Origin of the sequence: Streptomyces sp. NRRL B-24484 (assembly GCF_000717715.1) — a bacterium.
Taxonomy (GTDB): domain Bacteria; phylum Actinomycetota; class Actinomycetes; order Streptomycetales; family Streptomycetaceae; genus Kitasatospora.
The window spans coordinates 140,189-163,919 of sequence record NZ_JOAI01000018.1 but is presented as its reverse complement, the minus strand read 5'-3'; the positions used below and the strand labels follow the sequence as shown (position 1 = coordinate 163,919).

Here is a 23,731-nt window from a genome sequence, read left to right as displayed (position 1 = left end):
TCGATGTTCTCGGCCTCGTTGTAGGTCGGGATGATCACCAGCACCCCGCCGAGATCGGCGAAGGTGGTCTCCTCAGGGGCAGTCACGGCACAGCCTTTCGAAACTTCGGGGAACGAGGCGGCGAGCCCGCGGCCGGAGGGGGATCGACAGCGCATGTCGTCGCGACAGGGCCCGGACGGCATCCGAGCACACGGCCCGGAATGCGGATCGTACAACGTCGTGTCCACCCGACCGGCCGCCGGGACGGCCCTCCCCGGGCAACAGGTAGTCTCAGCACCACGTGAACACCCGAAGGTCGCGCAGCAACCGGTCGCTCGTGACCGGCTCCCCGGCCGGCCGGCGCCCCTCCCCGGGCATCGGCGGCGCCCGCGCCCGGAGCCCCGCACCGGGTGTCGACGAACAGACCGTGCGGGCCGTCCCGCACCGAAACAGGGTGGGAGCCGCGATGCGGGACCTCAGTCAGCTGGTGAAGGCGTACGACGTCCGGGGCGTGGTGCCGGACCAGTGGGACGCCTCCTACGCCCGCGCCTTCGGCGCGGCCTTCGTGCAGGTGCTGGGCGCCTCCGCGGTCGTCGTCGGCCACGACATGCGCCCCTCCTCGCCCGAGCTGTCCCGGGCCTTCGCCGAGGGTGCCGCCGCCCGCGGCGCCGACGTGGTGGAGATCGGCCTCTGCTCCACCGACCAGCTCTACTACGCCTCCGGCAGCCTCGACCTGCCCGGTGCCATGTTCACCGCCTCGCACAACCCGGCGCAGTACAACGGCATCAAGCTGTGCAAGGCCGGCGCCGCCCCGGTCGGCCAGGACACCGGCCTGACCGAGATCCGCGAACTGGTGGAGTCCTGGCTCGACGAGGACGGCACCGTCACCGTCCCGGCCGCCGCCGACGGCACCGCCCGGGGCACGCTCTCCTCCCGGGAGACCCTGGACGGCTACGCCGCCCACCTGCTCTCGCTGGTCGACCTGTCCGGGATGCGCCCGCTCAAGGTCGCCGTGGACGCCGGCAACGGCATGGGCGGCCACACCGTGCCGGCCGTGCTCGCCGGGCTGCCGGTCGAGGTCGTCCCGATGTACTTCGAGCTGGACGGCACCTTCCCCAACCACGAGGCCAACCCGCTGGACCCGAAGAACCTGGTCGACCTGCAGGCCAAGGTCCGCGAGGTCGGCGCCGACCTCGGCCTCGCCTTCGACGGCGACGCCGACCGCTGCTTCGTGGTGGACGAGCGCGGCGAGCCCGTCTCGCCCTCGGCGATCACCGCCCTGGTCGCCGAGCGGGAGATCACCCGCGCCCGCGCGGCCGGCGAGGAGAAGCCGACCGTGATCCACAACCTGATCACCTCCTGGACGGTGCCGCAGGTCGTCACCGACCTCGGCGCCCGGCCGGTCCGGACCCGCGTCGGCCACTCCTTCATCAAGGAGGAGATGGCCCGCACCGACGCCGTGTTCGGCGGCGAGCACTCCGCGCACTACTACTTCCGCGACTTCTGGCGCGCCGACACCGGCATGCTGGCCGCGCTGCACGTGCTCGCCGCGCTCGGCGGCCAGGAGCAGCCGCTCTCGCAGCTGTGCGCCCGGTACGACCGCTACGCGGCCTCCGGCGAGATCAACTCCACCGTGGCGGACCAGGCCGGCCGGACGGCCGAGGTGCGCGCGGTCTACGGCGCGCTGGAGGGCGTGTCCGTCGACGAGCTGGACGGCCTGACGGTGGCCGGCGACGACTGGTGGTTCAACCTCCGGGCGTCCAACACCGAGCCGCTGCTGCGCCTGAACGTCGAGGCCGAGGACCCGGCCCGGATGGCCGAACTGCGCGACGCCGTCCTGGCGATCGTCCGCGCCTGACCGGCGGACGGTGCGGTGCGGCGGCCCGGGCCCGGGCCGCCGCACCGCACCGTCCGTACACACCGCTCGGCTAGAGTCTGGCGTTCCGACAGAGCAACCCCGCAGGGAACAGCGAGGAACCGAGCCGATGGACAGGCTGCAGAACACCGTCCGCCCCTACGCCTGGGGATCGACCACCGCCATCCCCGCCCTCCTCGGCGAGCAGCCCACCGGGGAACCGCAGGCCGAGATGTGGCTCGGGGCGCACCCCGGCGACGCCTCCCGCCTGGAACGCGGCCACGGCCCGACCACCCTGGACTCGGTGATCGCCGCCGACCCCGAGCGCGAACTCGGCGCCGCCGCCGTCACCCGGTTCGGCCCCGCGCTGCCCTTCCTGCTCAAGGTCCTCGCCGCCGGCAGGCCGCTCTCCATCCAGGCCCACCCCACGCTGGAGCAGGCCCGCGCCGGCTTCGCCGCCGAGGAGGCCGCCGGCATCCCGGTCGAGGCCCCGCACCGCAACTACAAGGACGCCAACCACAAGCCCGAACTCATCTGCGCCCTGGACGAGTTCGAGGGTCTCTGCGGCTTCCGCGAGCCCGCGGACGCGGCCGCGCTGATGGCCTCGCTCGCGGTGCCCGCACTCGACCCGCTGATCGACACCCTGCGCAGCAAGCCCGCCCCGGAGGCACTCGCCGACGCGCTCGCGGCCGTCCTCTCGCTCACCGGCGAGGAGGCGGAGCGCACCGTGGCAGAGGTGGCCCGGGCCGTCGAGGCTGCCGCCGCGGGCGACCCCACCGGCGCCATGGCCGGATACGCCTTCGCCGCCCGCGAGTTCCCCGGCGACACCGGTCTGATCGCGGCCCTGCTGCTCAACCACGTCCGGCTGCAGCCCGGCGAGGCGCTCTACCTGGGCGCCGGGATCCCGCACGCCTACCTCCGCGGCACCGGTGTCGAGATCATGGCCAACTCGGACAACGTGCTGCGCTGCGGGCTGACGCCCAAGCACATCGACGTCCCCGAGCTGCTGCGCGTGGTCGTCTTCGAGCCGGGCGCCCCCGACGTGCTGCGGCCCGCGGCGTCCGCGGACGGCGAGCACCACTACCCGGTGCCGATCGACGAGTTCCGGCTCTCCCGCTACACCCTCGGCGACCGGCCCGCGGTCCTGCCCGGCCGGGCCCCGCAGATCCTGCTCTGCACCGAGGGCGCGGTCCGGCTCACCGCCGCCGACGGCGGAACGCTGGAGCTCACCCGCGGCCGGTCCGCCTTCCTGCCCGCCGACGGCACCGACACCACCGTCACCGGGCCGGGTGCCACGGTCTTCCGCGCCACCGTCACCCTCTGACGCCGGGTCGGACACCCGCGTGGCGGGGGCAGGACCGCCCCCGCCGCGCATCCAGGGATCGGCAGTCCCAGGGTCGACTCTCCTCTCCCGCGGCCGATCGCACGGTGACAGCCTCGAAGCACGCCGAACGGCCGGGCCACCGCCCGACCGTCGAGAACCGAGGAGAACACCATGCGCGCTGTCACCGTCCGCAGCTACGGCGACGCCCGGCAGGCCGAGATCACCGAGGCGCCCGTCCCCGTCCCCGGCCCGGGCGAAGTCCGGGTCCGCAACCGGGCCGTGGCAGTGCACCCCGCCGACACCGCGGTGCGCTCCGGCCTGATGGCCGGACTGCTCGGCGCTCCCCCGTTCCGGCTGGGCTGGGACGTCGCCGGCACCGTGGACGCGGTGGGCGAGGGCGTCACCGCCGTCGCGGTCGGCGAGGACGTCATCGGCCTCTCGCACTGGTTCGCCACCCGCAACGGCACCCACGCCGACTACGCGGTGCTGCCCGCCGACCAGCTCGCCCCGGCCCCGGCCGACATCCCCGCAGCGACGGCCGCGGCGCTCCCGCTCAACGGGCTGACCGCCCTTCAGGCCGTCGAGCGCACCGGCCTCGCACCCGGCGCCACCCTGGTGGTCACCGGTGCCGGCGGCAACCTGGGCCACCTCACCACCCAGCTGGCACTCGCCCGCGGCCTGCGGGTGATCGCCGTCGCCGGCCCGCGCGACGAGGCCGAACTCACCCTCATGGGAGCCGAGTTCGTCACCCGCGGCGACACGGCCGTGGAGGCGGTGCGCCGACTCGTCCCCGGCGGCGCCGACGCGGTCGTGGACACCGCCGGCCTCTCGGCGCCGCTGCTGGCGGTGGTGCGCGACGGCGGTCTGTTCGTCGCCGTCCGCCCGCCGGCCGCGCCCGCGGCCGAACGCGGCATCGAGGTCGCCGTCCACAACGTCCGCCCGGACGGCGTCGCCCTCGCCGGGCTGGCGAAGCTGGTCGCGGACGGCCGGCTCGTCGTCCGCGTGGACTCCGTCCTCCCGCTGGAGCAGGTGGCCACCGCGCACGCCCGGCTGGAGGCGGGCGGCACCCGCGGCGCCGTGGTACTGACGGTCTGACGGCCGGTGTCCGCCACCGCACCTGCCCCCGGCCCGCCCGCTGCGCGCGGGACGAGGGCGGATCAGCCCAGGACGGGGTGGGCGGCCTGGTATGCCAGCCGCTCCTCGGCACCGTCGCCGACACGGCTCAGGAACTCATCCAGGGCGAGGAACTCCTCCCACGCGGGACGGCCGCCGGCCCGGCACAGCTCGGCCACGACGCGGTCCTCCAGGTCGGGAACGCGCTTGTCCTTCCAGACCTTGTCGGCGAGGCTCACCAGCAGGTCCTCGGCCCGGGTACCGGGGGCGTCCCAGGTGGCGTGCCCCGCGGCGAACCGGGCCAGGCCCTCGGGCACCCCGTGCTCCAGCAGGAGGTCCCGTCCGGCCGGCTCGTGCGCCGATCCCGGGCCGGACAGCTCGGCGGGGTGCCGGACCTTCCCGATGTCGTGGGTGGCCGCCCCGAACAGCACGGCCTCCCGGTCCAGCCGGAGCTCCGGACAGTGCCCGGCGACCCAGTCGAGGAGCTGCGCGGCGACCTCGTGGACGGCACGCAGGTGCGCGACCAGGCGGGGCGGCGCGCCGAGGTCCTGCAGGAGCTCCGCGACCTCCTGCGGCAGCGGCCGCAACCGCGGTGCCCGGCAGTCGTCCAGCGCGACGGTGAGCACGTCCACGATCTTCCTCTCGTGCAAAGTCCAGCCGCCTCGCGACAGTTGACCGCGCGTGACACGGGCATTCCCGGCCGTCCCACGGCCCCGGCACCCATGATCTCAAATCCGTGGCACCCCTCCGCGAGGGCGACTCCGGGGCCGGGCGGCTTGCCGGTGCCGGCCGGGTGCAGCACGCTGAGCCCCGAGCACGAGGATCACCGGCGGGACCGCACCGCGCACCGGCGGGACACCCGCGCCGGTCCGTACGCCGGACACCCACGGACGGAAGGCTGGGCCATGCGAAAGCTGATCTACGCCATGAACCTGACCCTGGACGGCTACATCGCGGCGGCCGGCGACGACATCGGCTGGAGCGGACCGCCGAACCCGGAGCTGTTCCAGTGGTGGCTCGACCACGAGCGGGCGGGCGGCCTGTCGCTGTACGGGCGCAAGCTGTGGGAGACGATGAGCTCCCACTGGCCGACCGGCGACCAGCTGCCCGGCGCCACCCCGGCGGAGATCGCGTTCGCGCGGAACTGGCGGGACACGCCGAAGGTGGTGTTCTCCTCGACGATCGACGAGGTCGACTGGAACACCCGCCTGGTCACCGGCGACGCGGTCGCCGAGATCACCCGGCTGAAGGCCGGGGACGGCGGACCCATGCACATCGGCGGCGCAACGCTCGCCGGGGCGGCCATGCGCGCCGGCCTGATCGACGAGTACGTGATCGTCGTCCATCCGGTGCTGGTGGGCGGCGGTACGCCGTTCTTCACCGCACTGGACGGCTGGGTGAACCTGGACCTGCTGGAGACCCGGACGTTCCCCGGCGGCGTGGTCCTGACCAGGTACGGGACGGGGCGCTGAGCCGCTCCCGCTGCGGCCCCCGAGCCCCCTGCTACCCCTCAGCCCATGTCACGGGTCATGTCGACGAAGCGCGAGTAGTGGCCCTGGAAGGCGACGGTGATGGTCGCGGTGGGGCCGTTCCGGTGCTTGGCGACGATGAGGTCGGCCTCGCCCGCACGCGGGGACTCCTTCTCGTAGGCGTCCTCGCGGTGCAGCAGGATGACCATGTCGGCGTCCTGCTCGATGGAGCCGGACTCTCGCAGGTCCGAGACCATCGGCTTCTTGTCGGTGCGCTGTTCGGGTCCACGGTTCAGCTGGCTGAGCGCGATGACCGGGAGCTCCAGCTCCTTGGCGAGCAGCTTGAGGTTACGGGACATGTCGGAGACCTCCTGCTGACGGCTCTCGGCCCGGCGGGAGCCGCCGGACTGCATCAGCTGGAGGTAGTCGATGACGACCAGTCGGAGGTCGTTGCGCTGCTTGAGCCGGCGGCACTTGGCCCGGATCTCCATCATCGACAGGTTCGGCGAATCGTCGATGTAGAGCGGCGCGTTGGTGACGTCGGGCATCCGGCGGGCGACCCGCGTCCAGTCGTCGTCCGTCATGTTGCCCGAGCGCATGTGGTGCAGCGCCACCCGTGCCTCGGCGGACAGCAGGCGCATCGCGATCTCGTTGCGCCCCATTTCGAGCGAGAAGACGACGCTGGGCAGGTTGTTGTGGATGGAGGCGGCCCGGGCGAAGTCCAGCGCCAGGGTCGACTTGCCCATCGCGGGACGGGCCGCGATGACGATCATCTGACCCGGGTGCAGTCCGTTGGTCAGCTGGTCGAAGTCGGCGAACCCGGTGGGCACGCCGTTCATCTGGCCGGCCCGCGAGCCGATCGCCTCGATCTCGTCGAGGGCGCCCTCCATGATGTCGGCGAGCGGGGCGTAGTCCTCGTTGGTGCGCTGCTCGGTGACGGCGTAGATCTCGGCCTGCGCGGCGTTGACGATCTCGTCCACGTCGCCCTCGGCCGCGTAGCCCATGCCGGCGATCCGGGTGCCGGCCTCCACCAGGCGTCTCAGGACGGCCCGCTCGTGGACGATCTCGGCGTAGTACTCGGCGTTGGCCGCGGTCGGAACGGAGTTGACCAGGGTGTGCAGGTAGCCGGGGCCACCCACCCGGGCGAGCTCGCCGCGCTTGGTCAGCTCGCCCGCGACGGTGATCGGGTCGGCGGGCTCGCCGCGCGCGTACAGGTCGAGGATCGCGCCGTGGATCATCTCGTGGGCGGGCCGGTAGTAGTCGGCCGGCTTGAGCACCTCGACCACGTCGGCGATGGCGTCCTTGGAGAGCAGCATGCCGCCGAGGACGGACTGCTCGGCCGCGAGGTCCTGCGGGGGGACGCGCTCGAAGCCGTCGGAGGCGGACGACCGGTCCTCGTCGGCCCCGCCGTCCCGCCGCTTGCCGTCACCGCGCCGGAAGCCGTCGCCGCCGCGCTGGGAGTTGCCGCGGCCGCCGCCGTCACGGCCGCGGGAGACCGGCAGGCGGTCGCTCGGGGTGCTGGGGAAAGAGCCGGGACCGAAGGCGTCGTCGGACGGCTGCCAGTCGTCCTCCGGGGGCGGGGGAACGTCGTGGTCGTCGTACTGGGGGCCGGTCACGCGTGTTCCCCGATCAGCGAATCGTGCGAGTGGAGCGGGCCTTGCCGATGACGCAATCCTCCTTCATACGCCACCCGCCCGACATCTCCGCCACCGGGCCACGGGTGTCGCGCGGGGCGGGCCCCGGCCGGCCCGGAACGGGCACGGGGCAGGGGGAGGGTCGGCGCCCCACGCTACGGCGCCGGGGGCCCTTCGGCCAAGACGGTTATCCACAGGGGGTGTGGACGACGGGTCGGCACCTGTGGAGAAGTGCCCGAAACCTGTGCACAACCCTGTGGACAGCTCTGTGGATAACCACACCATCATCCACCGTCAACCGGTTGACCTGCGAATACTTCCTCGATCGGCTGTGCATGAGAAAAAGTTCACACGGCCGCCCGTTCACCCGACAGGCCGTGGACATCCCGTCCCGGCACTCCTCGATCAAGATTTCGAGTAAGTGATGCAGATCCTATGCACCACTTACCTGTGGATGAGTAGTCTGGCTCACATGACCTCCCCGACCGCCCGCCGCAGCCACGACCGCGAGATCCTCGCGCTCGCCGTGCCGGCCTTCGGCGCCCTGGTCGCCGAGCCGCTCTTCCTGATGGCCGACTCGGCGATCGTCGGCCACCTGGGAACCGCCCAGCTGGCCGGGCTCGGCATCGCCTCCGCCGTGCTCACCACCGTCATCGGCGTCTTCGTCTTCCTCGCCTACGCCACCACCGCCGCGGTCGCCCGCAGGATCGGCGCAGGCGACCGGCGGGCCGCCGTCCAGCAGGGCGTGGACGGCATCTGGCTGGCCCTGCTGCTGTCGGCCGGGCTGGTCCTGCTCACCGCGGCGCTGGCCCCGCAGGCGGCCGACCTGCTGGGCGCCTCCCCCACCGCCGCCCCGTACGCCGTCACCTACCTGCGGATCAGCGCCCTCGGCATCCCGGCGATGCTGGTCGTGCTCGCGGCCACCGGCGTGCTGCGCGGCCTGCAGGACACCCGCACCCCGCTGCTGGTCGCGGTGGCCGGCTTCGCGGCGAACACCGCGCTCAACCTCGGCCTGGTGTACGGGGCCGGCCTGGGCGTCGCCGGCTCCGCCTGGGGCACCGTGCTGGCCCAGAACGCGATGGCCGCCGCCTACCTGGTCGTGGTGGTCCGCGGCGCCCGGCGGGAGGGCGCGGGCCTGCGCCCGGACGCCGCCGGGATCCGGGCCTGCGCGCGGGCCGGCGGCCCGCTGCTGGTCCGCACCCTCAGCCTGCGCGCAGTGCTGCTGATCGCCACCGCGGTGGCCGCCACCCTGGGCGACGCCGAGATCGCCGCCCACCAGATCACCATGGCCATCTGGTCCTTCGTGGCGTTCGCCCTGGACGCCGTGGCGATCGCCGGTCAGGCGATCATCGGCCGCCACCTGGGCGCCGGCGACGTGGCGGGCACCCGCGCGGCCACCCGCCGGATGGTCGAGTGGGGCATCAGGGCGGGCCTGCTGCTCGGCCTGCTGATCGTGCTGGCCCGGCCGCTGTACGTCCCGCTCTTCACCGCCGACCCGACGGTGCAGGCCCGGCTCGGCACGGTGCTGCTGCTGGCCGCGCTGACCCAGCCGGTGGGCGGGGTGGTGTTCGTCCTGGACGGGGTGCTGATGGGCGCGGGCGACGGCGGCTACCTGGCCGCGGCGATGCTCGCCACCCTGGTGGTCTTCGCCCCGGCCGCGCTCGCGGTGCCCGGCCTCGGCGGCGGACTGACCGCGCTCTGGTGGGCGATGAACCTCTTCATGCTGACCCGCGCCGCCTTCCTGGTGCTCCGGGTGCGGACCGGGCGCTGGCTGGTGACCGGAGCGGTCCGCGCCTGAGCCCCGCCCCGGGCCCTGCCCGGACCCGTCCGGGTGCGGCGGGGCCGGGAACGCCCGAGGGCCGGCCTCCCCCTGCGGGGAGACCGGCCCTCGGGCCGCTACGGGAGCGTTCAGGCAGACACGACGGAGACGTCGAGGTTGGCCTGCACGTCCGAGTGCAGCTTGACCGAGACCTTGTGGGTGCCAAGGGTCTTGATCGGGGAGGCGATCGCGACGGCGCGCTTGTCCACCGACGGACCGTCGGCAGCCTTGATGGCGTCGACGACGTCGGCCTGGGTCACCGAGCCGAACAGACGGCCGGCGTCGCCCGAGCGGACGGCGAGCTTGACCTGCAGGCCCTCGAGCTTGGCCTTGACCTCGTTGGCCGCCTCGAGGGTCTGGATCTCGTGGATCTTGCGAGCGCGACGGATCGCGTCGACGTCCTTCTGGCCGCCCTTGGTCCAGCGGATGGCGAAGCCGCGCGGGACCAGGAAGTTGCGGGCGTAGCCGTCCTTGACCTCGACGACCTCGCCGGCGCTGCCGAGGCCGGGGACCTCGTGAGTGAGGATGATCTTCATTCTTCGGTCACCCTCTCTTAGCGCGTGGTGGAGGTGTAGGGCAGCAGCGCCATCTCACGGCTGTTCTTCACGGCCGTGGCGACGTCACGCTGGTGCTGGGTGCAGTTGCCGGTGACCCGGCGGGCACGGATCTTGCCGCGGTCGGAAATGAACTTCCGCAGCAGGTTCGTGTCCTTGTAGTCAACGTAGTTGACCTTGTCCTTGCAGAAGACGCAAACCTTCTTCTTCGGCTTGCGAGCAGGCGGCTTCGCCATCATGTGCTCCATTGGGAATGGACGGTCCGGACGCACGGGGCGACGCGAACCGCACGAAATCTCTCAGCATGCCGGGGCCCGGCCCAGGGGCCGTGCCCGGCGTGCACCGTTAGAACGGGGGCTCTTCCGAGTAGCCGCCGCCGGAGTTTCCACCCCAGCCGCCGCCGCCCTGGTTACCACCGGAGGGAGCGGAGGACGCCCACGGGTCGTCGGACGGGCCGGACTGACCGCCGGAGTTTCCACCCCAGCCGCCGCCGCCACCGCCCTGCTGGCCGCCCCAGCCGCCGCCGGACGGAGCCCCGCCCTGCTGGCCGCCGAAGCCGCCTCCACCGCCCGGGCCGCCGGACCGGTTGGCCCGGGTGACCTTGGCGGTAGCCGACCGGAGGCTCGGGCCGACCTCGTCGACCTCCACCTCGAAGACCGTCCGCTTCTCGCCTTCCTTGGTGTCGTAAGACCGCTGGCGCAGTCGGCCCTGCACGATGACGCGCATGCCCTTCTGCAGCGACTCGGCGACGTTCTCCGCCGGCTGCCGCCAGACGTTGCACGTGAGGAAGAGGCTCTCGCCGTCCTTCCACTCGTTGGTCTGGCGGTCGAAGGTGCGCGGGGTGGACGCGATACGGAACTTCGCGACCGCCGCACCCGACGGGGTGAAGCGCAGCTCGGGGTCGTCGACGAGATTGCCGACGAGGGTGATGACGGTCTCGCCTGCCATGGTGGTGATGACCTCTCGGAAAAGGAGTTCTGCGGTGCTCGCTCGGTGTTTCACGTGAAACACCGGGCGTGAGTCACCTGACGCCGGAGGCGTCAGAAGTGGCTCAGTGGGTGTCCGGGCGCAGGACCTTGGTCCGCAGAACCGACTCGCTCAGGCTGAGCTGGCGGTCGAGCTCCTTGACGACCTCAGGCGTGGCCTTCAGGTCGATGACCGAGTAGATGCCCTCGGACTGCTTGTTGATCTCGTAGGCCAGACGACGACGGCCCCAGGTGTCGATCTTCTCGACCTTGCCGCCACCGGTGCGGACAACGTTGAGGAAGTTCTCGATCAGGGGGGAGACAGCGCGCTCCTCGACCGACGGGTCGAGGATCACCATCACCTCGTAGTGACGCATGGGTAACCCACCTCCTTTGGACTCAACGGCCACGGTCTCTCCGTGGCAGGAGGGTTGTGCAGCGTCGCACCGATGTGGTGTCGACTCCGGCCACCGTAGTGGCGGGGTCTGACAACCGGGCCCGGCGAAGGGCACACGGGGGCACACCTACACCAGTGCAGACCGCACAGCCTACCGGGCCGGAGGGTCCGACCCAAAACGCATAGGGGTTGTGATCCTGGGCATAGCGGCCGCAATCTGGACGGAACGGCACGCTGTCCGGTCCGTGCCGCCGACGGGCGCCCGCCCGTCCCGCCCGTAGTCCACCCGGGAGGTGGGTCCCATGGCTCAGACCGTCCGCCGGTTTCCGGCCCTCACCCTCAACACAGACGGCCACACGCACCCGCGCGAGAACGCGTTCGTCGCGGTGGCCGCCGTCTTCGGCCTGTTGGCCTTCGTCAGCGCGTTCTTCCACAACCTGCACATCATGAGCTCCTGGACCGGCCTGGTCGGCATCGTGGCCGGCATGTGGGGCCAGTTCATCTCGGTCACCACGGCCGAGCGCTTCGCCCTGGTGATCTCCACCGGCCTGGCCGGAGTGGGCCTCTACCTCGGTCTCGCGCACGGCGGCTTCTTCGGGGGCTTGTGGTGACACCCGCGCGCCCCGGCGCCGCGTGACCTCCGGTGCCCTCCCCGCGTACCCGTTAGTACTCGGGTATGCGGAGAGGGCACCGGCACGTCCGGCCAGTCCCAGCGGAAACGGACCATTCGGGCGATAGGGTCGCCGTGACCTCACCCTGGACGGCCCGACCGAGGAGGAGCACCCCAGCATGAGCCTGCGCCTGAGGACGATCAGTCGCGAGGAGCACCTCGCCTTCATCCAGTCCCGTCCCTCCGCCAGTCACATGCAGGTGCCCGCGTGGGCGGACGTGAAGGCGGAGTGGCGTTCGGAGAGCCTGGGCTGGTTCGACAGCTCGGGGGCGGTCGTCGGTGCGGGCCTGGTGCTGTACCGGCAGCTGCCGAAGGTCAAGCGCTACCTGGCCTACCTGCCCGAGGGCCCGGTGATCGACTGGTTCGCCACGGACCTCGACGGCTGGCTGCAGCCGATGCTGGCCCACCTCAAGGACCGCGGCGCGTTCTCGGTGAAGATGGGCCCGCCGGTCGTCGTCCGCCGCTGGGACGCCGCCACCCTCAAGGCCGCCGTCGCGAGCGGGCAGGCCAAGCGGCTGCGCGACGTCGAACCGGACTGGTACGAGCCGCGCGCCTTCGAGGTCGCCGACCGGCTGCGACGCGCCGGCTGGCTGCAGGGCGAGGACGGCGGCGCCGGCTTCGGCGACGTCCAGCCCCGCTACGTCTTCCAGGTTCCGCTGGCCGACCGCTCCCTCGACGACGTCCAGCGCGGCTTCAACCAGCTGTGGCGACGCAACATCAAGAAGGCCGAGAAGAGCGGCGTCGAGGTCGTCCAGGGCGGCTTCGAGGACCTGGAGGTCTTCCACCGCCTCTACGTGACCACCGCCGAACGGGACCGCTTCACCCCCCGCCCGCTCGGCTACTTCCAGCGGATGTGGAAGGCCCTGAACGCCGAGGACCCCAACCGGATGCGGCTCTACATCGCCCACCACGAGGGCGAACCGCTCGCCGCGACCACCATGCTCACCGTCGGCGAGCACGTCTGGTACTCCTACGGCGCCTCCGCCGACCACAAGCGCGAGGTCAAACCCTCCAACGCGATCCAGTGGCGGATGATGCGCGACGCCTACGCGCTCGGCGCCACCCTCTACGACCTGCGCGGGATCAGCGACACCCTGCAGGAGGACGACCACCTCTTCGGCCTGATCCAGTTCAAGCTCGGCACCGGCGGCCAGGCCGCCGAATACCTCGGCGAATGGGACTTCCCCCTCAACAAACTCCTCCACAAGGCCCTCGACCTCTACATGTCCCGCCGCTGAGACGCCCTCACCACACCCCCGGGGAGTGACGATGACCCTGTCGCTGTACGTGGACACCACCCGCTGGCGGGCGCACCAGCAGGCGGTGCTGGCGCAGTTCCCCGGTCTGGTGCCGGTGGCCAAGGGCAACGGCTACGGACTGGGCAACGCCCGGCTCGCCGAGGAGGCCGCGCTGCTGGGCACCGGCGTCCTGGCGGTCGGCACCGCCCAGGAGGCCGCCGACGTGTCCTTCCCCGGCGACCTGCTGGTCCTCACCCCCTACCGGCCCGGCGAGGACACCCCCGCGGTGCCGCCCGCGACGATCCGCACCGTCGCCCACCTCGACGCACTGCGGGCCCTGCCCGCCGGCACCCGGGTCGTGGTGGAGTGCATGACCAGCATGAGACGCCACGGCATCGCCCGCACCGACCTGCCGAAACTGCCCGCCGGCGGCCCGACCGTGGAAGGCTTCGCCCTGCACCTGCCGCTGGACCGCCCCGACGGCTCCGACCCCGTCGACGAGGTCGCCGACTGGATGGAGGCGATCTCGGCAGCCGGACTGCCGACCTCCACCGTGTACCTGAGCCACCTGGCGGCCGGGGACATCGCAAGGCTGTCCGAACACTTCCCGGACACCGCCTTCCGGTCCCGGATCGGCACCCGGCTGTGGCTCGGCGACGTCACCGCCCTGCACGCCGCCGCCACCGTCCTCGACGTCACCCCCGTCACCAGGGGCGACCGCTACGGCTACCGCCAGCACAAGGCACCCTCCGACGGCCACCTCCTGGTCGTCACCGGCGGCACCGCCCACGGCATCGGCATGGAAGCCCCCAAACACCTGCACGGCATGCTGCCCCGCGCCAAGGGCCTCGCCCGCGCCGGCCTCGCCGCCGTCAACCGCACCCTCTCCCCCTACGCCTGGGCCGGCCGCCAACTCTGGTTCGCCGAACCCCCGCACATGCAGGTCTCCATCCTCTTCCTGCCCGGCACCACCAAACCCCCGGCGATCGGCGACGAACTCCCCCTCACCGTCCGCCACACCACCACCCACTTCGACCGGGTGGTCGACCACCGGGAGACCCTGCTCGGCGCCGCCTAGGCCCCGGGCGCGTCCCGGTCGGGGGCGGTGCCGTCCGCGGGCACCGGGACGCCCTCGTCGGGAGCGTTCCAGGCCCAGTCCTGCTGCGGCGCGTATTCGGCGTAGGTCGCCTCCTCGCGCAGCCGGCGGGCGCTGCCGAGCACGAAGACGTCCGGGGCGCCGTCCAGCACACCGCCGGACGGGTCGTCACTGCCGTCCCAGCGGACGGGGTCGTGCTCGGGGTGCAGCATGTCCCGGACGACCATCACGCACAGGTAGAGCGTGCCGAGCAGGTGCAGGGCGATCGCCAGGTGGTACCAGTCCTGGCCGATGCCGTGCTGCTTGGAGTCGCCGGTGTAGGCGAGGTACGACCAGACGCCGAGGAAGTACAGCACCTCACAGGTCTGCCAGATCAGGAAGTCCCGCCAGCGCGGCCGGGCGAGGGCGGCGAGCGGGATCAGCCACAGCACGTACTGCGGCGAGTAGACCTTGTTGGTGAGCACGAAGGCGGCGACCACCAGCAGGGCGAGCTGGGCGAAGCGGGGGCGTCGCGGGGCGGAGAGCGCGAGCCAGCCGATCGCCAGGCAGCACAGCACCAGCAGACCCGAGATCCAGGTGTTGAGGGTGGGGAGCTGCTCGTTGCGGTCCTGCATGAGGATCAGCCAGAAGGAGCCGAAGTCCTCCTTGCGGACCTGGCTGAAGGTGTAGAAGGTCGCCCAGCCCTTGAAGTTGGCGATCATGACGGGCAGGTTGACGACCAGCCAGGCCACCACCGCGCCGGCGAGTGCCCGGCCGAAGTCGCGCCACTTCCCGGCCCGCCAGCACAGCACCAGCAGCGGCCCGAGCAGCAGCACGGGGTACAGCTTGGCCGCGGTGGCCAGGCCGATGAACACGCCCGCCGCGACCGGCCGGGAGCCCGCCCAGTACGCCATCGCCACGGCGGCCAGCGCCACCGCGAGCATGTCCCAGTTGATGGTGGAGTCCAGGGCCAGGCAGGGGGCCGCGGCGAACAGCAGCGCGTCCCAGGGGCGACGCCGGTGGGTGCGGGTGAGCGCCACCACGACCACCACCGCGCAGACCATCAGCATGCCCGCGTTGACCATCCAGAACCACTGCTCGCGCCCCTGCAGCTCGCCGCCGGTGGGCGTCAGCCAGGCCGCGACCTGCATGAACAGACCGGTCAGGACGGGGTACTCCAGGTACTGCATGTCCTGGGTGGGGAAGGGCAGCGGGTCCAGGTACGGGTGGCGCCCGGTGTCGAAGCCGCGGCCGGAGAACAGGTGCGGGATGTCGCTGTAACAGGCGTGCGTGTACTGGGTGGTCGCGCCCTGGAACCAGCCGCCGTCGTAGCACGGGATCTTCTGCACCAGGCCGAGCACGTAGGTGACGATGACGACCAGGGCGAGGAAGCGGGCCGGGGTCCACCAGGAGACGCCGAGCAGCGCGCGACGTCCGGGCGGGCCGCCGAACACCTCGCTGCCGGCCGCCGCGACCGGGTCCTCGTCGGCCGGCACGACGACGGTGTTGGGCAGCGGACCGGCCGCCGGGGCGGGCCCGGGCCCGGCGGTCTCGTGGGTGCTGGACGTCATGGCGGACATACTGCCGCACCACTGCCCGCACGACGAGGAGACCCCGGCAAAGACACCGGCGCCGGTCCGCCCCCTCGGGGGTGGACCGGCGCCGGTGCTCGGTCACTGTCCTGGCAGTCCTCCGCCGCCGGGGCCGCCGCCCTGGGTGGAGGTGTCGGTCGCGGTCGGCGACGGCTTGCCGGGCCTGGTCGGGGGCGTCCGGGTCGGGCAGAGGAGGAAGCAGCTCGCCGAGGCGGACGGCGACGGGCTGCCGGTCGGGCCGCTGGTCGGGCTCGGCGTGGTCGACGGGCTCTCGGTCGGCGAGGCGCTGGTCGAGGCCGAGGCGGAGGCCGAGGGCGACGCGGTGGACGGGGCGCCCGAGGCGTCCACCTTCACACCGGCGTCCTCCGGGTCCGGGAAGTTGCGCGGGTTGCCCGGGCCGATGACCTTCATGTAGCGGGTGAAGACGTCGGTCGGGAAGTCACCACCGTGGATCTCGGTCTTGCCGGCGGTGCCGTCGAGCGAGAGCAGACCGGGCTTGCCCGGCTCCTCGCGCCACATGCCGACCGAGGTCACCAGGCTGTTGGTGTAGCCGACCCACCAGGCCGAGGTGCCGGCGTCGGTGGTACCGGTCTTGCCCGCCACCGGGAAGCCCAGCTCGTTGGTCTTCTTGCCGGTGCCGTTCTTGGCCACGTTCTCCAGCACGTCGGTGATGTTGTCGGCGACGGCCGGGTCGAGCACCTTCTTCGCGGTCGGCTTGGTGAACAGCGGCTGCTCGACGCCGTCCTTGGTCACCCGCTTCACCGAGTACGGGTCGGTCTGCTGGCCGTGGGCCGCGAACACCGAGTAGGCCGAGGCCATCCGGATCGCGCTCGGGGTCGAGGTGCCCAGCGGGAAGGTGATGGTGCTGGACGGCGCCAGGCTGGTCGGGCGCAGGCCCATCCGCAGCACCATGGCCTCGACGTTCTTGCCGCCGACGTCCTGGTTGAGCTGCACGAAGGGCACGTTGTAGGAGTTCTTCATGGCCTCCTTCAGCGTCACGTACCCCGGGGCGGAGGTGCTGTCGTTGCGCTGGCGGTAGGGCTGGCCGTTGTCGCCGATGGCGGGGCTGCCGTCCGGCTTGAAGATCTCGGTCAGGTTGTTGGCCATGTACCGGCTGTCGGTGCTGATCCTGGTCGGCTTGCCGTCGTCGTCCATCTTGGTCAGCACGCCGGTCTGCATGGCGGTGGCCAGGACGAAGGGCTTGAAGGTCGAGCCGACCGGGATGCCCGGGGCGTCGGCGTTGTTGGTGTAGTGGCCGTTCTCGATGCCCTCGCCGCCGTAGATGGCGACGATGGCGCCGTCGTTGGGCACCACCGAGGCCGCACCCATCTGCACGAACTTGTCCTTGTCGCGCTTGTCCGGGTGGAGGTTGTCCTTCTGGAAGCCGTCCACGGCGTTCTTCAGCGCGTCCACCTTGGTCTTCTCGAAGGTGGTGTAGATCTTGTAGCCGCCGCGCTGGAGGTCGTTGTCGCTGATGGTCGGGTCCTTGGCCATCAGGTACTTGTTGGCCGTCTCCACCAGGTAGCTGATCTCACCCGTCATGTTCGACTGGGCCTTGGGCTTGATCGGCTCCGGGAAGGCCTTCCCGCACTTGTCGACGTCCGCCTGGGAGGCCAGGTTGGCGACGACCATGCGGTTGAGGACGTACTCCCAGCGCTCCTGCATGCGCTTGTGGTTCTCGGGGGTCAGCGACGGGTCGTAGAGGCCGGCGCCCTTGAGCAGGCCAGCCAGCATGGCGCCCTGGCAGATGTCGATCTGCGAGGCGTCCTTGCCGTAGTAGGCCTGGGCCGCGGCCTGGACCCCGATGGAGTTGCGGCCGTACCAGCTGGTGTTGAGGTACCCCTTGAGGACCTCGTCCTTCTGGTCGGCGATCTTGAGCGTGATGAACAGCTCCTTGACCTTGCGGGTCACGGTCTGGTCCTTGCTCAGGTAGTAGTTCTTGACGTACTGCTGGGTGATCGTCGAACCGCCCTGGGTCTCGCCGCCGGTGGCCATCTTGTAGACGGCGCGGGCGATGCCCTTGGGGTCGATGCCCTTGTCGGTGCGGAAGGTCTCGTTCTCGGCCGCGATCGTGGTGTCCTGTGCCGCCCGGCTGATGTCGGACAGCGGGACGACCTGGCGGTTGGTGGTGCCCTTGCGGGTCATCTCACTGCCGTCGGCCCAGAAGTAGATGTTGTTCTGCTCGTCGAACTGCTTGTTCGCGTCCGGGACGGGGGTCAGCGCGAAGGCCACGCCGACGGCCGCGACGGTGCCGCCGAAGAAGACCAGGAAGAGCGTGAGGACCTGCTTCCACGAGGGGATCCAGCGGCGGAAGCCGCTCTTGCCCCAGCGCGGGTAGTCGACGAAGCGCTTCTTGCCCGGCCCGCCGACCGGCGGGCCGCCGCGACGGCCGCCCGCTCCTCCGCCGCCGCCGCCCTTCTGGGCCTGGCGGCGCATCTCGGCACGGGTGAGCCGCGGTTGCTGGGCGGTCTCGCGAGCGGTCGCACGGGAACGGCGGATCCCGTCGGCGCGGAGCTCGTCCTGCCCGGGCCGGCCGCGGGAGGGCGCACCCTGCGGGGGGTTGCCCGGCGGGTACGGGCGACGACCGTCGCCGTGGCCGCCCGGGGGCTGGCCTCCTCCGTTGGGCGACCTTCGCCGGTGTTCGCTCATCTCTCAGCAGCTCCTCGGTCGGGCTGTCCGGGCCCGAAGGCAGGGTTCACATCCGATGCCCGCAACCGCCTGATCCCCGGAGGTGGTCCTCGTGCACACGCGACAGCGTACGCATCCTTCAAACGTCAACATTCGGACATCGAAGGACAAAAGCCGCATATCTTCGGCAGATCATTACAGTGCCGTTGCCTAGCAGACCGCGTCGGGCTTGACGCGGAGCCGTCCGCACCCCCGCGGCACACCCCGCGGCCGCCTTGTGATCACGTTCACGCGTGCCCCCCTTGCTCGCATCGTGACCCCGGTTTACTGTTCTCGATATATCGAGCCGATACATCGGAGCGGCATAGCCGCGCCATGCACCGGACCGGACGGCCACGGGGAGAGGAGGCGGCAGGGGATGAGCAGGCGTTCCGGAGTGCTGGAGTTCGCCGTTCTCGGCCTGCTGCACGACGCCCCGATGCACGGCTACGAGCTGCGCAAGCGCCTCAACGTCCTGCTCGGCTCGTTCCGCGCGTTCTCGTACGGCACGCTGTACCCCTGCCTGAAGAACCTGGTCGCCCAGGGCTTCCTGGTCGAGGACAACCCGGACGTCGAGTACGTTCCCGCCACGGCGCTCAACGGCAAGCGGTCGAAGATCGTCTACCGGCTCTCGGCCGAGGGCAAGCAGCGCTTCGAGGAGCTGCTCGCCGACTCCGGCCCGGACGCCTGGGAGGACGAGCACTTCGGCGTCCACTTCGCGTTCTTCGCCCGGACCGACAAGGCCGTGCGGATGCGCGTCCTGGAGGGCCGCCGCAGCCGGCTGGAGGAGCGGCTGGAGCGGATGCGCACCTCGATCGCCCGCACCCGCGAGCGGTTCGACGACTACACGCTCGAACTCCAGCGGCACGGACTCGAATCGGTGGAGCGCGAGGTCCGCTGGCTCAACGAGCTCATCGAGACCGAGCGGGCCAACCGCACCGGGCGCAACGGCGCGTCGACCGGTGCATCACAGACTTCGGACGGCCGTGGCCAGGAGGCCGGGTCCTCGGACCCGCCGGGGCCACCGCACGACCGCCCGGGGCGCTCCGCACAGGAGCGCTGAGACCCGCGGCCCGGTGCCTTCGCGGCACCGGATCCACGGGAGGAGTGGGCGCCGCGCGCCCGTCAGACAGTCATACCAGTAGGGACGAGAACCGCCTTCCCGGCGGGCCTCATGAGAACACAGGGAGCAACCGGAATGGGTTCGGTTCGCGTAGCCATCGTGGGCGTGGGCAACTGCGCCGCGTCGCTGGTGCAGGGTGTCGAGTACTACAAGGACGCCGACCCGGCCGGCAAGGTCCCCGGGCTGATGCACGTGCAGTTCGGCGACTACCACGTCCGTGACGTGGAGTTCGTCGCCGCGTTCGACGTCGACGCCAAGAAGGTCGGCTTCGACCTGGCCGACGCCATCGGCAACAGCGAGAACAACACCATCAAGATCTGCGACGTGCCGCCGTCCGGCGTCACCGTGCAGCGCGGCCACACCCTGGACGGCCTGGGCAAGTACTACCGCGAGACCATCGAGGAGTCGGACGAGACCCCGGTCGACGTCGTCCAGATCCTCAAGGACAAGCAGGTCGACGTCCTGGTCTGCTACCTGCCCGTCGGTTCCGAGGCGGCCGCCAAGTTCTACGCCCAGTGCGCCATCGACGCCAAGGTCGCCTTCGTGAACGCCCTCCCGGTGTTCATCGCCGGCACCAAGGAGTGGGCGGACAAGTTCACCGAGGCCGGCGTGCCGATCGTCGGTGACGACATCAAGTCCCAGGTCGGCGCCACCATCACGCACCGCGTGATGGCGAAGCTCTTCGAGGACCGCGGTGTCATCCTCGAGCGCACCATGCAGCTCAACGTCGGCGGCAACATGGACTTCAAGAACATGCTCGAGCGCGAGCGCCTGGAGTCCAAGAAGATCTCCAAGACCCAGGCCGTCACCTCGCAGATCCGCGACCGCGAGCTGGGCTCGAAGAACGTCCACATCGGCCCGTCCGACTACGTCGCGTGGCTCGACGACCGCAAGTGGGCGTACGTCCGCCTCGAGGGCCGCGCGTTCGGCGACGTCCCGCTGAACCTGGAGTACAAGCTCGAGGTCTGGGACTCCCCGAACTCGGCCGGTGTCATCATCGACGCCGTGCGCGCCGCGAAGATCGCCAAGGACCGCGGCATCGGCGGCCCGATCCTCTCCGCGTCCTCCTACTTCATGAAGTCGCCGCCGGTGCAGTACTTCGACGACGAGGCCAAGGAGAACGTCGAGAAGTTCATCCGTGGCGAGGTCGAGCGCTGAACCAGCGGCGCCGCACCCGGCGACGGGCGCAGATCCGCTGAGCACGCCTCCCCGAGGGGCCCCGGTCGACGACCGGGGCCCCTCGGCCGTTCCCGGGTCCGAGGGATGTTTCACGTGAAACCCCGCCGCCCGGCATGGCAACCTGTCGGAGTGGCGATCATCCAGAACGACGACCGGCAGGCACCCCACCGCGCCACCCTCCGCGGGCTGATGCGCGGGCGCGACTTCCGCCGGCTGCTCGTGGTCCGGATGCTCAGCCAGCTCTCCGACGGCACCTTCCAGGTCGCGCTCGCCGCGTACGTGATCTTCTCCCCCGAGCGGCAGTCCTCCCCCGCCGACATCGCCGCGGTGCTGGCCGTCATGCTGCTGCCGTTCTCGGTGGTCGGGCCGTTCGCCGGCGTGCTGCTCGACCGCTGGCGCCGCCGGCAGGTCCTCCACCACGGCAACCTCGCCCGGTTCGGGCTGGGCCTGGTCACCGCGGGCCTGCTGCTCGGCCGTGCCCCGGAGTGGATGTTCTTCGCCTCCGCGCTGCTGGTCACCGCGCTCAACCGGTTCATCCTGGCGGGCCTGTCCGCCGCGCTGCCCCGGGTGGTCGGGCCAGGGCAGCTGGTCACCGCGAACGCCGTCTCCCCCACCCTGGGCACGGTGGCCGCCACCCTCGGCGGCGGGCTCGGCTTCCTCGTCCACCAGGTGCTGCCGCCCAGCCCGCGGGCCGACGCGACCCTGGTGGGCGTCGCCGCCCTGCTCTACCTCGCCGCCGCCCTCGCCGCGCTGCGGATCGACCGCGACCTGCTCGGCCCGGAGCACCACCCCGGCCGGCCCCCGCTGAGCCGGGCGCTCACCACCGCCGCCCGCGACCTCGGCAGCGCGCTGCGGCACCTGGTCCACGACTGCCGTCCGGCCACCCACGCGCTGGCCGCGGTCACCCTGGCCCGGTTCTGCTACGGCGTGCTGATCGTCGTGGTGCTCATGCTCTCCCGCTACACCTTCAACTCCCCTGACAACGCCGCCGGCGGCCTGACCAGCCTGGGCCGGGCGGTCGGCTTCTCCGCGGTCGGCTTCTTCCTGGCGGCGCTGATCAGCCCGTGGTGCACCCGCCGGCTCGGCCTCACCGGATGGATGGTGACCTGCCTCGCCGCCGCGGCGGTCTTCGTCCCCGCGCTCGGCCTGTCATTCCGCGAGTGGCCGAGCCTGATCGCCGCCCTGCTGCTCGGCGTCGTCACCCAGGGCACCAAGATCTGCGCCGACACGCTCGTCCAGGAGTCCGTCGAGGACGACTACCGGGGCCGCGTGTTCGCCGTCTACGACGTCCTCTTCAACGTCTCCTTCGTCGCCGCGGCCGGTGTCACCGCGGTCGTGCTGCCGCTCGACGGACGGTCCGTCGCGGTCGTCGTCGGGGTCTCCCTGACCTACGCGCTGGGCGCGCTGTACTACGCCAGGGCGGCCCGTTCCGACCGCCGCCGCCGAGGACTGACGTCCCGTCGGCCCGCCGGGAGTCGCTAAGGTACGTCCGCGTACCGGCGCAGCCTCAGCAGCCCACGGGGGGATCGATGAGCACACCGCAGAATCCGTACGGCCAGCCGCAGTACGGCGCACCGCACCAGAGTCAGCCGCCCTACGGCGCACCGCCGCCGCCTCCGCCGTACGGCCAGCAACCGGCGTACGGGCAGCCGCCGGCCTACGGCCAACCGCCCGCCTACGGTGCGCCTCCCGCGTACGGGCAGCAGCCGCCGGCGTACGGCTACCCCGGCCCCGGGCAGCCGCCGCCCGCACCGCCGGGCGGCCCGCAGCCCCCGTACGGCGCGGGCCCCGGCCACCAGGCTCCCGCGTACCCGCCGCCGCCCGGCCCCGCGGCCGTGCCCGCTCCGCCGAAGCCGAAGCGCCCGCTGAAGTTCTGGCTGCGGGGCGCCGTGGCCGCGGCCGGCCTGGTCGTGATCGTCATCGGCTTCTTCGTCGCCGACTCCTCGCCCTCGGCCGCCAAGGCGGGCGACTGCGTGGAGAAGACCGGCTACAAGAGCGTCTCCAAGGTGGCGTGCACCGACCCGAAGGCCACCTACAAGGTGCTGAACAACATCAGCGGCGGCAGCGCGGCCGCCTGCGACGGCACCCCCGGGACGACGGCCACCTTCAGCGGCAGCACCGGCCGCCGCTGGCGGAAGAAGCACTACGTGCTCTGCCTGGGCCCGCTGACCTCCGGCTCGGTGAAGACCCCGGGCTCGACCGCCTCGCCGAAGAAGTTCTGAGTCCCGGCGCACCGCAGGGCCCGGCGGCGGACGTCCCCGCTCCCGGGCCCTGCGCCGTCAGCTCAGCAGGGCGGCCAGTTCGTCACCCTCCGCACCCTCCTCGACCGCCTGCAGCAGCACGCGCCGGCGCCGGGCGACCGCCCGCTCGCCGTCGTCGAGGACGACCCGCTCCAGCCGGTCGACCCGGTCGGCCATCGCGTCGATCTTGCTGCTGTTCCGGCCGACCTCGACCGCCAGTGCGTTGAGCAGCGGCACCACCGCCGTCCCGACGACCTCCCGGACCACCTGCTCGGCCACGCCCGCGACCGCCGCCTGCAGTGAGCCCTCCGGCCACCGCGGAGCGTTGTCCACAGGCGGTTCGGTGCTCTCCACGGCCGAGGTCCGTGCCGCCCGCTCGGCGTCCAGCAGGTGGCAGCGCACCTGCCGGGCGGTCTCGCTGTCCCGCAGCAGCATGGCGACGTTGAGGACGGCGCGCCTGGTGAACAGGGCGAGGGAGCGGGCTCGTGACTGAATTCCACAGACCTCCTTGAAGGAGGTCAGTCGCGCACCGGCCACCACGACGTACCCGTTGGAGGCGAGTTCGGACCGGTGGTCGGTCACCAGGGAGTAGATCGCCTTGAGCCCCACCCCGAAGTACGCCGCCACTCCCTCGGTGGTGACGTGCACGCCGTCCGGCAGCAGTTCCAGCGCCCGCACCCGGTCGAGCGCCTCGACCCGGCCCGCGACGGTCGCCCGCATGGTCGGCGACTCCAGGAGGACTGCATCCACAGCCATGGCCGTGTCCTTCCGTCCGGGGAGGGGCGGTTCCCCTCCCTCGGACGGAGCAACGCTTCGCCGAAGGGATGGTTACGCTCGG

The 23,731-nt window shown here is 71.8% G+C and carries 21 protein-coding genes; 12 read left to right on the top strand and 9 right to left on the bottom strand.

What is annotated here, in order from left to right; all coding sequences use genetic code 11:
* Nucleotides 1–445: 445 nt before the first annotated feature.
* The 3 genes from IE98_RS0118240 (at nt 446) to IE98_RS0118230 (ending at nt 4,253) form a co-directional block, all read left to right on the top strand.
* Nucleotides 446–1,837 carry a phosphomannomutase/phosphoglucomutase gene (locus IE98_RS0118240; RefSeq protein ID WP_030270185.1) on the top strand — a complete coding sequence of 464 codons (1,392 nt, stop codon included), beginning with the start codon at nt 446–448 and terminating at the stop codon, nt 1,835–1,837.
* 127 nt (nt 1,838–1,964) lie between these two features.
* Nucleotides 1,965–3,158, top strand: a complete 1,194-nt coding sequence (manA, locus tag IE98_RS0118235; RefSeq protein WP_030270183.1) for a mannose-6-phosphate isomerase, class I — start codon at nt 1,965–1,967, stop codon at nt 3,156–3,158.
* A gap of 171 nt (nt 3,159–3,329) precedes the next feature.
* Nucleotides 3,330–4,253, top strand: a complete 924-nt coding sequence (locus IE98_RS0118230) for an NADP-dependent oxidoreductase (protein WP_030270181.1) — start codon at nt 3,330–3,332, stop codon at nt 4,251–4,253.
* 62 nt (nt 4,254–4,315) lie between these two features.
* Here IE98_RS0118230 and IE98_RS0118225 read toward each other — a convergent pair whose 3' ends face one another.
* Nucleotides 4,316–4,921, bottom strand: coding sequence for an HD domain-containing protein (locus IE98_RS0118225; protein ID WP_420706196.1), 606 nt, complete (start codon nt 4,919–4,921; stop codon nt 4,316–4,318).
* Nucleotides 4,922–5,176: 255 nt separating this feature from the next.
* Here IE98_RS0118225 and IE98_RS0118220 point away from each other — a divergent pair, with 255 nt between their 5' ends.
* On the top strand, nt 5,177–5,743 hold the full coding sequence (locus IE98_RS0118220; protein ID WP_030270177.1) for a dihydrofolate reductase family protein: 567 nt from the start codon (nt 5,177–5,179) through the stop codon (nt 5,741–5,743).
* 38 nt (nt 5,744–5,781) lie between these two features.
* Here the strand turns inward: IE98_RS0118220 and dnaB are convergent, their stop codons facing one another.
* Nucleotides 5,782–7,242, bottom strand: coding sequence for a replicative DNA helicase (gene dnaB / locus IE98_RS0118215; RefSeq protein ID WP_106976616.1), 1,461 nt, complete (start codon nt 7,240–7,242; stop codon nt 5,782–5,784).
* 604 nt (nt 7,243–7,846) lie between these two features.
* Between dnaB and IE98_RS0118210 the strand changes: the two genes are divergently transcribed.
* The gene (locus IE98_RS0118210) at nt 7,847–9,172 is read left to right on the top strand and encodes an MATE family efflux transporter (protein ID WP_030270174.1); all 1,326 of its coding nucleotides are present in this window, start codon (nt 7,847–7,849) and stop codon (nt 9,170–9,172) included.
* Between the two features lie 110 nt (nt 9,173–9,282).
* On the opposite strand, the gene rplI is transcribed toward IE98_RS0118210, so the two are convergent.
* The 4 genes from rplI to rpsF all read right to left on the bottom strand — a co-directional run bounded on the left by rplI (nt 9,283) and on the right by rpsF (nt 11,089).
* Nucleotides 9,283–9,729: a 50S ribosomal protein L9 gene (gene rplI, locus IE98_RS0118205; protein WP_030270172.1), complete on the bottom strand. Its 447-nt coding sequence runs from the start codon at nt 9,727–9,729 to the stop codon at nt 9,283–9,285.
* 17 nt (nt 9,730–9,746) lie between these two features.
* Nucleotides 9,747–9,983, bottom strand: a complete 237-nt coding sequence (rpsR, locus tag IE98_RS0118200) for a 30S ribosomal protein S18 (protein ID WP_030270170.1) — start codon at nt 9,981–9,983, stop codon at nt 9,747–9,749.
* 109 nt (nt 9,984–10,092) lie between these two features.
* The gene (locus IE98_RS0118195) at nt 10,093–10,695 is read right to left on the bottom strand and encodes a single-stranded DNA-binding protein (protein WP_030270168.1); all 603 of its coding nucleotides are present in this window, start codon (nt 10,693–10,695) and stop codon (nt 10,093–10,095) included.
* A gap of 103 nt (nt 10,696–10,798) precedes the next feature.
* The gene (gene rpsF / locus IE98_RS0118190) at nt 10,799–11,089 is read right to left on the bottom strand and encodes a 30S ribosomal protein S6 (RefSeq protein WP_030270167.1); all 291 of its coding nucleotides are present in this window, start codon (nt 11,087–11,089) and stop codon (nt 10,799–10,801) included.
* 322 nt (nt 11,090–11,411) lie between these two features.
* Between rpsF and IE98_RS0118185 the strand changes: the two genes are divergently transcribed.
* The 3 genes from IE98_RS0118185 (at nt 11,412) to IE98_RS0118175 (ending at nt 14,095) form a co-directional block, all read left to right on the top strand.
* Nucleotides 11,412–11,720: a hypothetical protein gene (locus IE98_RS0118185; protein WP_030270164.1), complete on the top strand. Its 309-nt coding sequence runs from the start codon at nt 11,412–11,414 to the stop codon at nt 11,718–11,720.
* 178 nt (nt 11,721–11,898) lie between these two features.
* Nucleotides 11,899–13,017 (top strand): lipid II:glycine glycyltransferase FemX, encoded by a 1,119-nt coding sequence (locus IE98_RS0118180; protein WP_030270162.1) that lies wholly within the window; start codon nt 11,899–11,901, stop codon nt 13,015–13,017.
* A gap of 31 nt (nt 13,018–13,048) precedes the next feature.
* A complete protein-coding gene (locus tag IE98_RS0118175) occupies nt 13,049–14,095 on the top strand; it encodes an alanine racemase (RefSeq protein ID WP_030270159.1) in 1,047 nt (348 codons plus the stop codon).
* Here the strand turns inward: IE98_RS0118175 and IE98_RS0118170 are convergent.
* Both IE98_RS0118170 and IE98_RS0118165 read right to left on the bottom strand, forming a co-directional pair.
* Entirely contained in the window at nt 14,092–15,663 is a 1,572-nt protein-coding gene (locus tag IE98_RS0118170) for a glycosyltransferase family 87 protein (protein ID WP_078661110.1), read from the bottom strand. The genes IE98_RS0118175 and IE98_RS0118170 overlap by 4 nt on opposite strands.
* Nucleotides 15,664–15,765: 102 nt before the next feature.
* Nucleotides 15,766–18,333, bottom strand: a complete 2,568-nt coding sequence (locus tag IE98_RS0118165) for a transglycosylase domain-containing protein (protein ID WP_030270155.1) — start codon at nt 18,331–18,333, stop codon at nt 15,766–15,768.
* A 397-nt stretch (nt 18,334–18,730) separates the two neighbouring features.
* Here IE98_RS0118165 and IE98_RS0118160 point away from each other — a divergent pair, with 397 nt between their 5' ends.
* The 4 genes from IE98_RS0118160 (at nt 18,731) to IE98_RS44720 (ending at nt 22,875) form a co-directional block, all read left to right on the top strand.
* Nucleotides 18,731–19,414 carry a PadR family transcriptional regulator gene (locus IE98_RS0118160; RefSeq protein WP_030270153.1) on the top strand — a complete coding sequence of 228 codons (684 nt, stop codon included), beginning with the start codon at nt 18,731–18,733 and terminating at the stop codon, nt 19,412–19,414.
* 135 nt (nt 19,415–19,549) lie between these two features.
* Complete coding sequence (locus IE98_RS0118155; RefSeq protein ID WP_030270151.1) at nt 19,550–20,632, top strand: inositol-3-phosphate synthase; 1,083 nt, start codon at nt 19,550–19,552, stop codon at nt 20,630–20,632.
* A 210-nt stretch (nt 20,633–20,842) separates the two neighbouring features.
* The gene (locus IE98_RS0118150) at nt 20,843–22,135 is read left to right on the top strand and encodes an MFS transporter (protein ID WP_030270149.1); all 1,293 of its coding nucleotides are present in this window, start codon (nt 20,843–20,845) and stop codon (nt 22,133–22,135) included.
* Nucleotides 22,136–22,182: 47 nt separating this feature from the next.
* Nucleotides 22,183–22,875 carry an LppU/SCO3897 family protein gene (locus tag IE98_RS44720; RefSeq protein ID WP_052390653.1) on the top strand — a complete coding sequence of 231 codons (693 nt, stop codon included), beginning with the start codon at nt 22,183–22,185 and terminating at the stop codon, nt 22,873–22,875.
* A gap of 57 nt (nt 22,876–22,932) precedes the next feature.
* Here IE98_RS44720 and IE98_RS0118140 read toward each other — a convergent pair whose 3' ends face one another.
* The gene (locus tag IE98_RS0118140; protein WP_063748954.1) at nt 22,933–23,649 is read right to left on the bottom strand and encodes a hypothetical protein; all 717 of its coding nucleotides are present in this window, start codon (nt 23,647–23,649) and stop codon (nt 22,933–22,935) included.
* Between the last annotated feature and the right edge of the window lie 82 nt (nt 23,650–23,731).